Source organism: Myroides odoratus, from assembly GCF_965118575.1.
Classification (GTDB): domain Bacteria; phylum Bacteroidota; class Bacteroidia; order Flavobacteriales; family Flavobacteriaceae; genus Flavobacterium; species Flavobacterium odoratum_B.
On record NZ_CBCPHW010000008.1, the window covers coordinates 24,222 to 37,696 of the forward strand.

Annotated in this window: 14 protein-coding genes; 10 read left to right on the forward strand and 4 right to left on the reverse strand. The window is 38.4% G+C overall.

Annotation, left to right across the window (positions count from 1 at the left end; all coding sequences use genetic code 11):
- Positions 1 to 11: 11 nt before the first annotated feature.
- Complete coding sequence (locus tag ACMHJ2_RS08100) at positions 12 to 1,037, reverse strand: efflux RND transporter periplasmic adaptor subunit (protein WP_290297139.1); 1,026 nt, start codon at positions 1,035 to 1,037, stop codon at positions 12 to 14.
- A gap of 157 nt (positions 1,038 to 1,194) precedes the next feature.
- On the opposite strand from ACMHJ2_RS08100, the gene ACMHJ2_RS08105 reads away from it, so the two are divergent.
- Positions 1,195 to 2,067, forward strand: coding sequence for a helix-turn-helix domain-containing protein (locus ACMHJ2_RS08105; protein ID WP_413512438.1), 873 nt, complete (start codon positions 1,195 to 1,197; stop codon positions 2,065 to 2,067).
- Positions 2,068 to 2,084: 17 nt separating this feature from the next.
- On the opposite strand, the gene mobC is transcribed toward ACMHJ2_RS08105, so the two are convergent.
- Positions 2,085 to 4,085: a conjugal transfer protein MobC gene (mobC, locus tag ACMHJ2_RS08110; RefSeq protein WP_290297142.1), complete on the reverse strand. Its 2,001-nt coding sequence runs from the start codon at positions 4,083 to 4,085 to the stop codon at positions 2,085 to 2,087.
- A 90-nt stretch (positions 4,086 to 4,175) separates the two neighbouring features.
- On the opposite strand from mobC, the gene ACMHJ2_RS08115 reads away from it, so the two are divergent.
- Positions 4,176 to 4,820: a Crp/Fnr family transcriptional regulator gene (locus ACMHJ2_RS08115; RefSeq protein ID WP_353959945.1), complete on the forward strand. Its 645-nt coding sequence runs from the start codon at positions 4,176 to 4,178 to the stop codon at positions 4,818 to 4,820.
- Between the two features lie 64 nt (positions 4,821 to 4,884).
- Positions 4,885 to 5,895 carry an NAD-dependent epimerase/dehydratase family protein gene (locus ACMHJ2_RS08120; RefSeq protein ID WP_378170094.1) on the forward strand — a complete coding sequence of 337 codons (1,011 nt, stop codon included), beginning with the start codon at positions 4,885 to 4,887 and terminating at the stop codon, positions 5,893 to 5,895.
- A gap of 68 nt (positions 5,896 to 5,963) precedes the next feature.
- Here the strand turns inward: ACMHJ2_RS08120 and mobB are convergent, their stop codons facing one another.
- Positions 5,964 to 7,247 (reverse strand): conjugal transfer protein MobB, encoded by a 1,284-nt coding sequence (mobB, locus tag ACMHJ2_RS08125; protein ID WP_290297148.1) that lies wholly within the window; start codon positions 7,245 to 7,247, stop codon positions 5,964 to 5,966.
- 8 nt (positions 7,248 to 7,255) lie between these two features.
- On the reverse strand, positions 7,256 to 7,687 hold the full coding sequence (gene mobA / locus ACMHJ2_RS08130) for a conjugal transfer protein MobA (protein WP_290297150.1): 432 nt from the start codon (positions 7,685 to 7,687) through the stop codon (positions 7,256 to 7,258).
- Between the two features lie 700 nt (positions 7,688 to 8,387).
- Between mobA and ACMHJ2_RS08135 the strand changes: the two genes are divergently transcribed.
- The 7 genes from ACMHJ2_RS08135 (at position 8,388) to ACMHJ2_RS08165 (ending at position 13,442) form a co-directional block, all read left to right on the forward strand.
- Positions 8,388 to 9,155, forward strand: a complete 768-nt coding sequence (locus tag ACMHJ2_RS08135; protein WP_290297152.1) for a ParA family protein — start codon at positions 8,388 to 8,390, stop codon at positions 9,153 to 9,155.
- Positions 9,156 to 9,167: 12 nt separating this feature from the next.
- Positions 9,168 to 9,569 (forward strand): DUF3408 domain-containing protein, encoded by a 402-nt coding sequence (locus ACMHJ2_RS08140; RefSeq protein ID WP_290297154.1) that lies wholly within the window; start codon positions 9,168 to 9,170, stop codon positions 9,567 to 9,569.
- Positions 9,566 to 9,877, forward strand: a complete 312-nt coding sequence (locus ACMHJ2_RS08145; RefSeq protein WP_290297156.1) for a DUF3408 domain-containing protein — start codon at positions 9,566 to 9,568, stop codon at positions 9,875 to 9,877. The genes ACMHJ2_RS08140 and ACMHJ2_RS08145 overlap by 4 nt, the downstream gene beginning before the upstream one ends.
- Before the next feature lie 12 nt (positions 9,878 to 9,889).
- Complete coding sequence (locus ACMHJ2_RS08150) at positions 9,890 to 10,525, forward strand: conjugal transfer protein TraD (protein ID WP_290297157.1); 636 nt, start codon at positions 9,890 to 9,892, stop codon at positions 10,523 to 10,525.
- A gap of 43 nt (positions 10,526 to 10,568) precedes the next feature.
- The gene (locus ACMHJ2_RS08155) at positions 10,569 to 11,381 is read left to right on the forward strand and encodes a hypothetical protein (protein ID WP_378170095.1); all 813 of its coding nucleotides are present in this window, start codon (positions 10,569 to 10,571) and stop codon (positions 11,379 to 11,381) included.
- A 12-nt stretch (positions 11,382 to 11,393) separates the two neighbouring features.
- On the forward strand, positions 11,394 to 13,046 hold the full coding sequence (locus ACMHJ2_RS08160; RefSeq protein WP_378170096.1) for a hypothetical protein: 1,653 nt from the start codon (positions 11,394 to 11,396) through the stop codon (positions 13,044 to 13,046).
- 192 nt (positions 13,047 to 13,238) lie between these two features.
- Positions 13,239 to 13,442: a helix-turn-helix transcriptional regulator gene (locus ACMHJ2_RS08165; protein ID WP_290297161.1), complete on the forward strand. Its 204-nt coding sequence runs from the start codon at positions 13,239 to 13,241 to the stop codon at positions 13,440 to 13,442.
- Positions 13,443 to 13,475: the final 33 nt, after the last annotated feature.

The window sequence follows — 13,475 nt, forward strand, 5'->3', positions numbered from 1 at the left end:
AGTTCAAATTTTTATTTAACGATAACTTTAGATCCTTCAAAGATTTTCTGAAAACCTTCGGTAACAATTCGGTCTCCTTCTCCAAGCCCCTCTAGTACGACAACTCCATCAGAAGTCAGCTCGCCTATTTTTACTGATTGTTTTAATACAGTATTGTCTTTATTAACCTTCCAGACATATCGTTCATTCCTTGCTGAAATTTGAATTACAGAAATTGGAAGTGAGTAGCCTGTTACGTTATCGGACTTAAATGTTATGTTACAGTCCATTCCTGGAAGCAATTCGTCTTTTCCATTTAAAATATCCACTTTAACCGTGTAGGCTCTGGAATATGGATTGGCAACAACTCCCTTTTCAACAATTTTTCCAGTATAACTCTTATCTGAAGTCTTTACATAGACATTTGCATCATCCCCGATTTTCAACTCTTTTATATCATTCTCTGGAATGGAAACTTTAACCCGTATTTTATCTACTTTAAGTACGGTGAAAACTGGCATTCCGGCAGCTACATTCGCACCTAAATCAATAACTTTGGTTCCGATTACGCCACTGTAAGGAGCATAGAGGTTACAGTCTTCTACATCTTTTAGAGCAAGCGACTCCGCAGCTTCTGCTTGTTCGAGAAGCGATTGAGCCTCAATAATCTTGATCTCAGGTAAGCTCTTATTATCATAAATAATCTTAAGTCTCTGATAAGCATCCTTAGCTTGCTTTTTCTGGGATTTTGCAACCTCATAGGCCTTTTGATACCGGGCTCTGTCTAAAGTTGCAATGAGTTGACCTGCGTGGACCTTGCTTCCTTCCGAAACAAGTATTTGCTTCACATTTCCAGCAACCTGAAAACTAAGTTGGGTTAGTGCAGATTCTTCGACTGAACCGATATATTTTCTTTGTCCGTCAATATCATTTAAGGCAATCAATACTGCCTTTACTGGAATCTGCTGTTCAGTTTGGGTTTCCTTTTCTTTGTTCTTACAGCCTGTAACGAAAAGAAGGATAAGAGAGGCGATTACTAAGTAGTTTCTAATTTTCATACCGATTAATTCAATATTTTAACATTGCAAAGTTGCGATGTATGGTATACATTAAAAAGGTCATACATTCCTAATATATAGTCACATGGTACGATTTTTGGAATAATGGACGGTTAAATTGATTTTTTTTGGTTTATTTGTCTTAAAAGATGATGTGATGATAAAAAATAAAACAATTTACACACTAGAAGTATCGCATTTGAATTCGGCGGATGACAACCTGAAGAATGATTTCGCAATATCAGATACAAGTGAGGATATTATTGGTATCCCCCTCGAACATCCAGTAAAGATTAATTCCTTACTTGTTGGTATATGTACAAAAGGGAGAGGTTCTATAAGCGTGAACTTGAAAGCAATACCTCTGTCTGAAAGAGATGTAATAGCACTCTCACCGGGAACTATTGTCCAATACGACCCAGAAGAAATAAGTAGTGATTTTTTGATGAAATATATGTCAATCTCACTTGAGTTTGTATCTGCGTTCGATGCTTCATACCTTTATCCTGATGCACGGCAGAATTCCTATTTCAGAGCAGATATTGAAGAGTATAAAATATTGATGAAACTCTATGATAATTTGTTTGAAAAATATAATCATGGGGACAGTTTGTTTAGAAGGCAGATTATACAACATACCCTATTGTCCGGGATGTATGAGTTTGCCCTGATCGAAAAGAACCATACCTCACTAGATACCGAAAACCTGACAAAAAAAGAAAGGTTGGTCTGGGAGTTCTATCAGCTTTTGTTTAAACACTACAGATATGAAAAAGATACTTTGTTTTATGCAGAAAAGTTGCTGTTATCAACCAAGTACCTATCTACCATCATAAAACAGCAGACTGGAAATACGGTCAACGAGTGGGTGTTTGAGTACATCATTGCGGAAGCAAAGGCTCTTATCAAGTCCTCAAAAATAACTATTAAAGAATTGGCAGAGTATTTTAACTATGCTGATGCAACTTCTTTTGGGAAATTCTTTAAAAAGCAGGTCGGTATGACGCCTAATGAATACCGACATTCTTAATAGGAAAAGAAATTTATCTACAAATCTGTAATTAAATGCTGTAAATCAGGATCATTTTTAATACGTTCAATTTCATTTTCAACTATATTAACTATGTCTAACTTTATTTGACGGTAATTTTTCTCAATCTGCTGTTTCATTCTATCTTCACCAGCTTCATTTACAAAGGATAATATTTCCGGTATATTTTTGTAGGCTTTGGTTTCGGCAGCTACCTTTGCATTATCTACTACAATTTCAGCGTGGAATATCTTTTGTTCGATACGCTCATCAAAGTTATCGGAAACAGAACCTACAAACATACCTTGTGTGAGTGTTGAGATTTTAGAAGCTGGTATAAGACTATCTAATTGTGTCGATATTGAAGTTGAGGTGTCATTCCTGTTGATTGATAAACTTTGACGTTTCTGCAATACTTTCCCGAAGCGTTCTGAAAGGCTTTTTGCTGTTTCGCCAACTACCTGACCACTGAAAATGTTACCAACGGTATTTTGTATAACCTTTGCTTCCTTATCTCCATAATCTCTTATCAATTGCGAATAATCCTGAAAGCCCAGACAAACCGCAACTTTATTACTTCTCGCAGTTGCGATAAGATTATCCAATCCTCTAAAATAAATAGTAGGAAGTTCATCAATGATAACTGAACTTTTTAATTGCCCCTTTTTGTTGATAAGCTTCACAATTCTTGAATTGTACAAGCCTAATGCTGCGGAATAAATATTTTGACGATCGGGATTATTGCCAACGCATAAAATCTTCGGTTCTTTTGGGTTATTTATATCGAGCGAAAAATCATCTCCTGTCATTACCCAATATAATTGTGGGCTAATCATTCTCGATAAGGGAATTTTAGCTGAAGCAATTTGACCCTGTAATTGGTCTTGTGCACCACTTTGCCAGGCATCCATAAATGGTGATAGATAGTTTTCTAAATCGGGATAGGAAGTTAAAATTGTGAATACGTCCGAATACTTTTTATTCAGCAATTCAATAGCGTGAGGAAAAGTGCAATACTTCCCGTTTTCGTATATTTTTAGATACCATATTATAGCTGCCAATAGGATAATTGGGCTTTCCACGAAGAAATCGCCCTGTTTCTGTATCCACGACCTATTAAGGTTAAGCATTATGGTATAAGCCGCTTCGTAAGCATCGCTGATGTCGGTCATAAAATCAGGGTTAAGAGGATTGCAACGGTGGCTCTTGCGTGGGTCGTCGAAGTTTATTACATAAAATTTAGGTTGAATTTTATATTTGTCCCGATGCTTCAGTAAATGATTATAGGCAATGGTAGAAAGGTCGTCAAACTTAAAATCGTAGATGTACATACTAAATCCTTTCTCAATTTGCTGCTTGATGTAATTGTTTACAACGGCATAGGATTTACCGGAACCGGGAGTTCCTAAAACTATCGTTGCCCGAAAAGGATTAACAATATTAACCCAACCGTCATTCCATTTATTCTTGTAATAAAACTTGGTAGGTAGATTGACAGAGTACTCGTTCTCCATCAATTTGGTTTCCTGTTGGAAACTTTCGTTTTCATTATTGAAAACATCATCCATCAAGTTGGTGCGTAATAAACGGCTGATCCATACACCCGCCATCATCAGAGCAATATATCCCAAAGCAAGCGTGAGGATATAAAAGAATGTACCAATGAGGGGTGTTAGCTTCAATAAGAATGTGTTCAGAAAGAACAGTACAAATCCAATTCCCAAAGCCACATAAATTTTAGTCCAGGTTATTTTTTCATTCTTCACGCCTTTGGTTCCCAGACAGCTTAATGCCAACAATACTATTGCAAATACTTTGGTGTAAAGTGTATGTGAAAACAGACCGGCAGTTCGTTGAAAATTGCTCAATATCTTATTGATGACTTCTAACGTCCAGCCACGTTCTATAAAGAAACTGTAGCAGAACCAATAGAGGTGCATCAATACTATAATGATACTTACTGCTCGCATAAAAGCCATAATCTTGGCTAAGCCTCTTAAATCGTCTTCTCCCTGCATTATTTTAAGTTTTAATGTTCGTGCGTGAATTTATGGGCTGTATAGCGTGGCTATAAGAATGTGGTAGTGTTTGGCTGTGAGAGGCGGTGTTTGGCTAAGTTCAATGAAAATATAAGTAATCCTTTTGTTGCAGAACAACTCGTTTTTTATCTTTGCAAGATGCACAATCAGCTTATTCAACTTATCACACAAAATGCAACTCTTTCAGATTTAGAAAGAGATTTATGCATTGGATATTTTGAACCAGTAATGTTTCCTAAAAACCGTATTCTTGAAGAAGAAGGAAAAATACCGGCATACCTATATTTTGTGGTTTCGGGCTTTGTACGTCTGTTCCATTACAATGAAAATGGTGATGAAGTGACAACGCATATTAATTGTCCGCCGGGCTTCATTACTTCCTATGATAACTTTGTTAATCAGAAAAAATCTGATGAAAACCTAGAATGCATTACAGAATGTGAACTTCTTCGGATTAAAAAAGCTGATCTTGATTTGCTTGTACAACAAAGCTCTGCATTTAAAGATTTTAGCATTTTGGTATTTCAGCGATCGTTGTCATACAATGAAAAACGTTCCAAGGAACTTGCAACGCTGACAGCAGAAAAACGTTATTTAAAACTAATGGAAGAATATCCAGAAGTGCTTCATAATGTCCCGATGCAGTACATCGCCTCTTTTCTCGGGATGAACCCAAAAAGTCTGAGCCGTATCCGCAAACAGATTATTAAGTAACATTTGTGAAGTGGTTTTGAATGAGCAAGGCTGAACTTTGCCCTATCATTTAAAATCAAAAGATATGACAAATAAGGAATTAGTATTGGTATCGGGAGCCAATGGACATTTGGGAAATAATCTTGTAAGGTTACTAATTAAAAAAGGATTTCAGGTTCGGGCATCTGTTCGCAATATTAACAGCAAAGAATGTTTCAAGGGATTGGATTGCGAAGTTGTACAAGCAGATATCACAGACAAAGCTTCATTTGTAAGAGCTTTGCAGGGAGTGGATACGTTTTATGCTGTAGGTGCCGCTTTCAAGTTGTGGGCGAAAGATCCCAAAAAAGAAATCTATGATGTGAATATACAGGGTACCAGATTTACAATTGAAGCCGCAGCTGATGCTGGTGTTAAGAAGATTGTTTATGTGAGTTCTATTGCCGCTTTAGATTATACTAATCTGCCTACGAAAGAAAGTAATGGATACAACCCTGACCGAAGAGATATGTACTACAATTCTAAAAATGATGGTGAAAAGCTTGCTTTTCAACGGGCTAAAGAATTGGGGATTGCACTGGTATCCGTGATGCCCGGAGCTATGATTGGTAGTGAAGCTTTTCTTCCTTTGAATGTTTCGTATGGTGTTTTAAGATTGATACTGAACAAGCAAATTCCGATGGACACAAAAATTACGTTGAATTGGGTGGATGTGAAAGATGTGGCAGAAGGCTGTTATCTGGCAGCACAAAAAGGTCGCTCGGGAGAACGTTATATTCTTGCCAACGAAAAGTGTATGACTATTACAGATACAACAAAGCTGGCCCAAGAACTCTACCCCGAACTAAAACTGAAAGTACCTGGTTCTGTTCCTAAATTCGTACTATATGCAATTGCAGGCCTGATGGAATTTTCGGCAAAGTTAAGCGGGAAGCCACCTGTGCTAACCACCAAGGAAATTGCTATGTTCTCTGGTTTGCAACAGGATTTTGATATTTCTAAATCAAGAAATGAATTGGGATTTAATCCAAAAGATGGCAAAGAAGCAGTAAAAGAAGCAATGGATTATTTGATAAAAAATAAGTTTTTACTTTAAATGCATATTGATAGCAAATGATTTAATGAGGTATCCTAATCGCTAAATATCTGATTAGGATATCTTTATTAATGACCTCTTTTCCGTTTACGTTTCTTCTTCATTTTGTTGGTAAAATCCTGTTCCTCATAATCCTCGCCCTGTGCTTCGGGTAGCAAGCCGCCCAATGCTTCAATTAAACCGTCTTCGTGTTTGTGTGTAGTTAAGAAGTCGAACAAATGGTGTGGTTGCTCCGCAGGAAGATCCGCATCATCTGAGGTGGATATTTTTGGCTTTTGTATGGCAGGTTCTTTTATATCCGGTTTGATGTTATTGTTCCAATAATCATTAAAGGTATTCGCAGAAAGTTCCTTGCTTAAACGTGAACCCTTCCAGACTGATTTAGAATTGTGATCTATAAAAGTTATTCCGTAAATACGCCCAGCTTCATTTCTACGCACCACCACGTTAATGCCCTGTTCGCCTAACTGCTTTTTAAAAGCCTGCTCATCACTTGTTGATTTCAGGGCAATGGTAACTGCGGATTGTAAAGTTTTTTGGGTTGGATTGGCTTTCAAAGCCTCTTTGCTTTTTGAAAAATGCAGTTCCAAAGTTGGTAGCCCTGCGTTCTTTCCGAATAAGGAAGCCTTGAAAGGATGTCCGGCTCTTTCTCCCTTTTCGTTTAAAGGAATATACAGTAATCCCTGCTTCATCTTTCCCTGCAATTCGCCCTCCACTTTTTCGGTGGTAACATTGAACAGGGAAAGCAAAGCATTGTATTCTCCCAAAGTTTGGTATTGATAATAGTTCGGCAGGTGTCGTACTACCGAAGCGATTTGGCTTTTCACATCTCCAGCCCGATAATCCACTGGAAGGAATACCTTATCATTTTGTTTATGTTCCTTGTCCGTGGCTGGTATCAATCCGTGTTTCCTTTCAAGTTCACGGCATACATTCATAGACCGCATTTTTTCGAACTTGTCAGAAATTTTTTTGCCCTCTTCGTCCACGCAAACCGATACGATGTGGATATGACTACGGTCAATATCGGTATGTTTGAATACCACAAAAGGCTGTTCGCCGTAACCCATTTCCCTCATATATTCTTCCGCCATTTCTCTAAACTTGTCATCACTTACCTTGTCTTTCGGGTCGGGATTGAGCGAAATATGCAACGTATGCTTTTCTGTATTGCGGTTGGCTATCAGGTATGGAGCAAAAGATTGAGCTAATTGAGCAACGGAATAATGACCATTAGCGGTTTCAATCATTTTATTGGCAAACAAAATCTGTCCGTTTTCATTCTCCACTTTGAGCTGATTGTACGCCAATGCACCGTATAAATTTCCGCTTCTGCCAATTTTCGCTATCATTTCTAAGGCTATTTTTTCAGATACTTTGCTTCAAATTCCTCACTTATCTGAATGATTTTTTGGCATAACACCGCCATTTCAGCCGTCTGTTTTTCCAATTTGTAGAGAAATGCTGCTGCCTTTTTCTCGGAAAAATGACGGTACAACAGCTTCACAATCTGATTGTAATTCACGCCTACGGAACGGAACTGGCTGTGAAAAGAAGTCAGCCGCATATAAAAATCAACCGTTCCTTTGTCAATTTTGACCGATTTCATTTCCTTATTGAACAGCAGGGAAATGATAAACTTTGCTTTATTGGGCATTCCCGATGCTTCAAAAAGCGATAAAAGTTTGGCATTTTCTTCGTCTGTAAGACGGAAAACGTGGCGGTGGATGCTTGGGTCGGTTTTAGGTCTCCGTCCGCCCTTATTCTGTTTTTTGTTACTGTTGTCGTTCATCACTAATCCATTTTTAATCCACACAAAACTTCGACTTCGGAGAGTGTTTTTTAGCCCCCTGCTAAGGGCAAGTTGTTTTGAGGCACTAACTCGGTTTCGAGTGCCTCAAAACACAACTTGCCGTGTTCTGATGAACACAATAATCCGCCCTGCGGGACGGATTGATTTTAACAGGGAAAAACGGATCGATGCCGTTCCCGTTACCCTCCGATTTGTGAAAAGACTTTTGCATAAATCCGTTAATAAAAATCATTTTACAAAGTAAAGCCCTGTTCACAAAAGTGTTGCTATATACTAACCGGACAAACACTGCCTTTGAACGCCAAACACTGCCACACATCAAGAAGCGGATAAATCAATCGCTTTATTTGCCGTATAATTTTAGTGCAGGCAGTAAAAAATGTATTTCAACAAGGAAGAAAATCGGGTCTGCAAAAAGGTAGTTTGGAATAAAAGCATAAGGTTTTAAAAGCATAAAACTATAAAAGTGTAAAAGCATAAAAGCGGTAAGGCAATTTACCTCTTGCAAGGTTTACCACTTGCCTAAGAATATACCTGATAAGGCAAAAACGAAAGCAAATAACTGTGCAGGAAAACACCCAAAAGGGAAAGCAGGAATATGGGATTGAGGTAATGTTCAGGTAAACAAATATGCAATCCCGCAAAACAAATAAAATGTGTAACAATAAATTTTTAAATAATGGAAACAACAAAGAGAACTTTAAAAATCAGCTTCTCCACCCAAAAGGGCGGTGTGGGAAAATCGACAATGACCACCTTGCTGGCAAGTGTGCTTCATTACCGTTTAGGGTTTAATGTGCTGGTAATGGATTGCGACTTTCCGCAACATAGCCTGACCAATATGCGTGAACGGGATAAGAGAACCATAATGCAGAACGACTACCACAAAAAAGCTGCAATGAAACAGTTCCAAGCCATCAACAAAAAGGCTTACCCTATTATCAAATGCAAGGCTGAAACGGCTCTGGACAAAGCATCGGAATATACAAACCAATCGGCGGTTGTGCCGGATGTGGTTTTCTTCGACCTGCCGGGAACAGCCAATACCAAAGGTGTTCTGACTACTTTAAAAAAAATGGATTTTATCTTTTCGCCCATTACTGCCGACCGTTTGGTAGTGGAGAGTACATTGGGCTTTACCAAAGCTTTTCTCGGGCTTCCCCAAACGGATGATGGCAATGCGGAACAAGAGATTTGGCTGTTCTGGAACCAAGTGGATGGTAGGGAAAAAACAGGTTTGTATGATGCCTATCAAAGTGTAATCAAAGAACTCAACCTGCCCATAATGGAAACAAGGATAATGGACAGCAAGCGTTTTCGTAAGGAAACAGACGATACGGGCAATTATGTATTCCGTTCAAGTTTACTACCTGCCGAACCACAGCTAATGAAAGCAACCAAAATGGATTTGTTTGTTGAGGAATTTTTAAAAATCGTTCATCTGTAAAAAACGCAAATTATGGCATCTGATAACAAAAACAACGATTTTAAAAAGCCAGATGTTGATGAGGATTACCTTATGAACATTATAAGCGGCGATGAGCTTGCTACTCCGTCAGCCAATAAGCAGCAGGATATTCCAAAGGAAACCAAGCCAAGAGAAAAAGCCCGCAACAGTTCATCAAATAAAGTGGATTATGAGGAAACATTTCTGGTCAATCGGTTTCCGTCAGGGCGTAATGGCAAGGTAGTTTACATACGTCCTGAATACCACGAAAGATTGCTTCGCATTGTGCAACTGACAAGGGAAGAGCGAACAACGCTCTATTCTTATATTGACAATATCCTTGAACAACATTTTAAAGATTACGGGGACGATATTACCCATTATTTCAATGAACATTTTAAACCTATTTTATGATGAAAAAAGCAAAGAAAAATAAGAATGCAGTTGCCCAAAGCAACCATTCTGAAAGTGTAAACGAAAAAGTTCAGGTAACTTATGAAAACGCATTTCTGCAAATGAATAAAACACAGAAACGAGGCAATAAAAGCATATACCTAAGCCCTGAACATCACGAGCGTTTAACCCGTATTGTACAGATTATAGGCGATGATAAAATGCCCTTGTTTGCCTATCTCAATAATGTCCTTGACCATCATTTCAGGGTATTTGAGAATATGATTACAAAGGAGTTTAACGAAAAAAACAAATCTCCATTTGAATAATTATCTGATGTTATGGAAATAGTAATTGTGATATGCCTGCTGATAGTTATTGCCCTGCTTTTGCAGGACAAGATTGTCATTAAAAGAAAGTCGGAACAAAAGCCGATGCAGAAAAAAGTTAATCCAAATCTGCCCGATATTATGGGTCAGCCCAAGCCTGTAAGAAGCCTTTCAGTGCCAAACACTGCCAATGAAAGCCAAATAGAGGAACGGGAGATAAATCCCGATAATTTAGACATAGAATACGACGAAAATGAAAACGTCGGTGTTCAAATTCCGCAGGAAGAGCTGGACGAAGTTTTTAGCAATATGCCTGATTTTGAAGAAGAGGAAGAAGAATGGAACAGGTACGGAATATCTGGTAGCGATGACAGTCTTGCCCAAGGGGTTACCTACGACGAACTAAGCTCCATAGAGGCTTTGCTCCAAAAAGAAAATTTGGAACAGGCTCAAAAGGAAACCGCGGTGGCGATAGTTCAAAGATTACAGGGTACTGAATTATTCAGCCTATTAGAAAATTCCATTGAGGGTGCATCCCGAAGAATAGCCGAGCTTTTGGATAGCACGCTTGCTACAGAAACGGATGCTGGTTCTTCCACTTTGCGGAAAAATGATTTGAATGACTTTGACATTGGGGAGTTTGTCTGAAGGGCAACTCCCCTTTATTGTTTAATGATTAATATAGAATATTATGGAAAGGAAATTACCCACAATACTTATTGAAGGAACAGAGTTCATCATTGATGTAAACAGATTAGAATTTCGGGAGAAAGCTGATGAAAGAAACATTTTGTCACTTCATTTGATGAAAGATATTGAGGGAGGGTATCAATTTAGCTATGGACTGCAAAGCAAGAATACACCCAACATCTGGACGGATGAAAAGAGTATTACAGTAAAAATACCCGAACTGGTGGAGCTTGATCCTCTTGGAATGTCAACTAAGTACAAAATTCCTTTAGAACAGTTGAGAGGCAAGACAGACTTTGAGATTATGGTTAACCAGTACGCCTTTGATAGGCGTATGGAGAAAGGTCAACTTCCTACCATAGATATAGCCGGTGAAATTTTCCAAGTGGAGTTGGATAAAGATAAACTTATTCCCAAAGCTGATCCGTTTGCACATGGCATCGATATACCATCATTTGGAAATCCAGACCACATTATTGGAGATTACACCTTTGCTTATGATCCTATAAAAAGGGAAATCGTAGAGCTGGACTATCTGAAAATTTTGGAATTGCCGAAGGATTTAATAGCAATCAATCTGCCTTATGCTTTTCGGCTTGATCCGATCGGATGGAATATAAACCTTAACAGAGACCCTAAATGGGGATTGAAGACAATAGATTTTAAAATGGAACATCAATCACCGAAAATACCTTGGGAAAAGACAGACCTGCCTGAAATCATAAAGGAAAACCTCGAAGAGTTAAGAAAAAAACAAGCAGAACAAAAGAAGAATATCCCTCAACAGCCTACAAAAAAAGGAAGAAGGATGTAAATGTGATGAACAATGGGAAGAGAACTGCCGGAAATTGAAATCAAGGGAACTGCATTTATTGTCGATGTTCTCAAAGAAGAGTTAAGGGAAAAAGCCAACCCTGAAAATGCGATGCGAATAAAGCTCATGCACTACGCAGGTGAAAGAGGCTACTCGTTTCATTATGATCTGAATAAAAAGAATTTCCCTGACATTGACCGGATAATTGAATTTGGTTTACCTCAAGGTACGCCCGAGATCAGGATACCGGAACTAAAGAGCATGGATGCAGTGGGCATGGCTAAAAAATATAACGTTAGTCTAGAAGCGGTGAAAGCAAAGGGAGACTTTGAACTGTCGATAAAGCCGGGAAGTTTACACGATCTGCGTCTGAATAAAGGCATATTGCCGACACTTGATATTGCAGGTCATACATTCTATGTTGATCTACAGATGAACAAACTACGGCCAAAGGACGACTTTAAATCCAAAGGCATCAACTTCACGGAAATAAAAGACTATTATGACCGTGATAGACGGGCATTTGTCATTCCATATAATCCTACTACCCGCGAATTTCAACAAGACGATGTTTCAGCACTGACTGAACTGCCCAAAGATATTATTATTGTGCAGTTCCCCGGTCAGTATGATTTGGATATAGTGGGATGGGATAAAAAGCATGGAAACAGCCTTACCACCCAATACCTGAAGCAAATGCACTTTGAAGCCAGAACCCTGCCCTGGGCGGAAACCAATCTGATAGAACATATAAAGCGCAATGTTTCGGAACAGCTATTGCCAAAAGACGAATATGTCGTTAATGAGCCAAAGGATCATCTTTATAGAATAGCCACTGATACAGAAAGGAAACTTCCAATATATAAGATAGACGGCGTAGAATTTATTGTGGATGTCAATCAGTTGGAATTGCGTGGAAAAGACAACCCGAAAAATGTGATTTCTATAAGGGATATGGAAGAACTGCCAACAGAAGGCTATAAATTTTGGTTCAGCCCAAAGAGCAAAGGTCTGACAAAATACTCTGAATGGGAAGCAAAATATATTGAAATACCCGATTTTGTGAAACTTGATCCGATAGGCATGGCAAAGAAACACAACATTTCCGAAGATCGGATAGTGCAAATGGACGATTTCATATTAATGGTCAATCAAGATGCGTTTGATAAAATTGCCAATAGAAGGATTTTACCAACCATAGATATCGCAGGGCATACCTTTTACATCGACTTGTTAAACGATAGGTTACAACCTAAAGACGATGTTTGGTCACGGGGCATCATTTTTTCAGAACTCAATTATTATCATTCGCACAAAGACAACACCTTTACCATTCCTTACAACCAAAGAACACATACCTTTCAGGAAGTGAGCCTCAATGTAAAGGAAATTCCCGAAGACCTTATTGTAATACAAATTCCCGGCAAGCGTACTCTTGATCCCATTGGACAGAATAAGGCAGGGAACTTAAATAATTCGGACTTTCTAAAAAAAGAGGGAGTGCATCTGCAACATGAAGCCAAAGTAATACCTTGGCATCAGACCCGATTTGCGGAAACCATCAAGCGTAATTATACGCAGCAGATAAAACCAGAGCAAAAACCTATCATTAGTCAACCACAGGAAAAAGAAACAATAAGTAAAAGAAAAGGTCGTAGAATGTAACTATGAAAGAAACGACTTCGACCTAGCGAAAACGTAATTTGGGGAATTTGATATCGGGGGAGTTTGCGTGAGCAAGCTCCCTTCTTGTTTCGCTAAGAGTTTCTTGAAATACTCTCAAAATTTATCTGACCTACTTTGTTTGTATTGTTTATAATATTAAATTCGCACTGTATGCTCATTAAATAGCACTATATGAAAATCAACAGACTAAAGGTTATATTGGTCGAACAATCTAAGACTAGTAAATGGCTAGCCAAAGAGCTGGGTAAAAGTGAAAGCACTGTGTCAAGATGGTGCACTAATGAAATACAACCGTCTGTTGAAACATTAGCTCAAATTGCACAGCTTTTAAAAGTGGATATTAAAGAGTTTTTAAACTCAACAGAGCTAAGTTAACTATTACCTCAAATTGATGTCTGGGGTAAAATG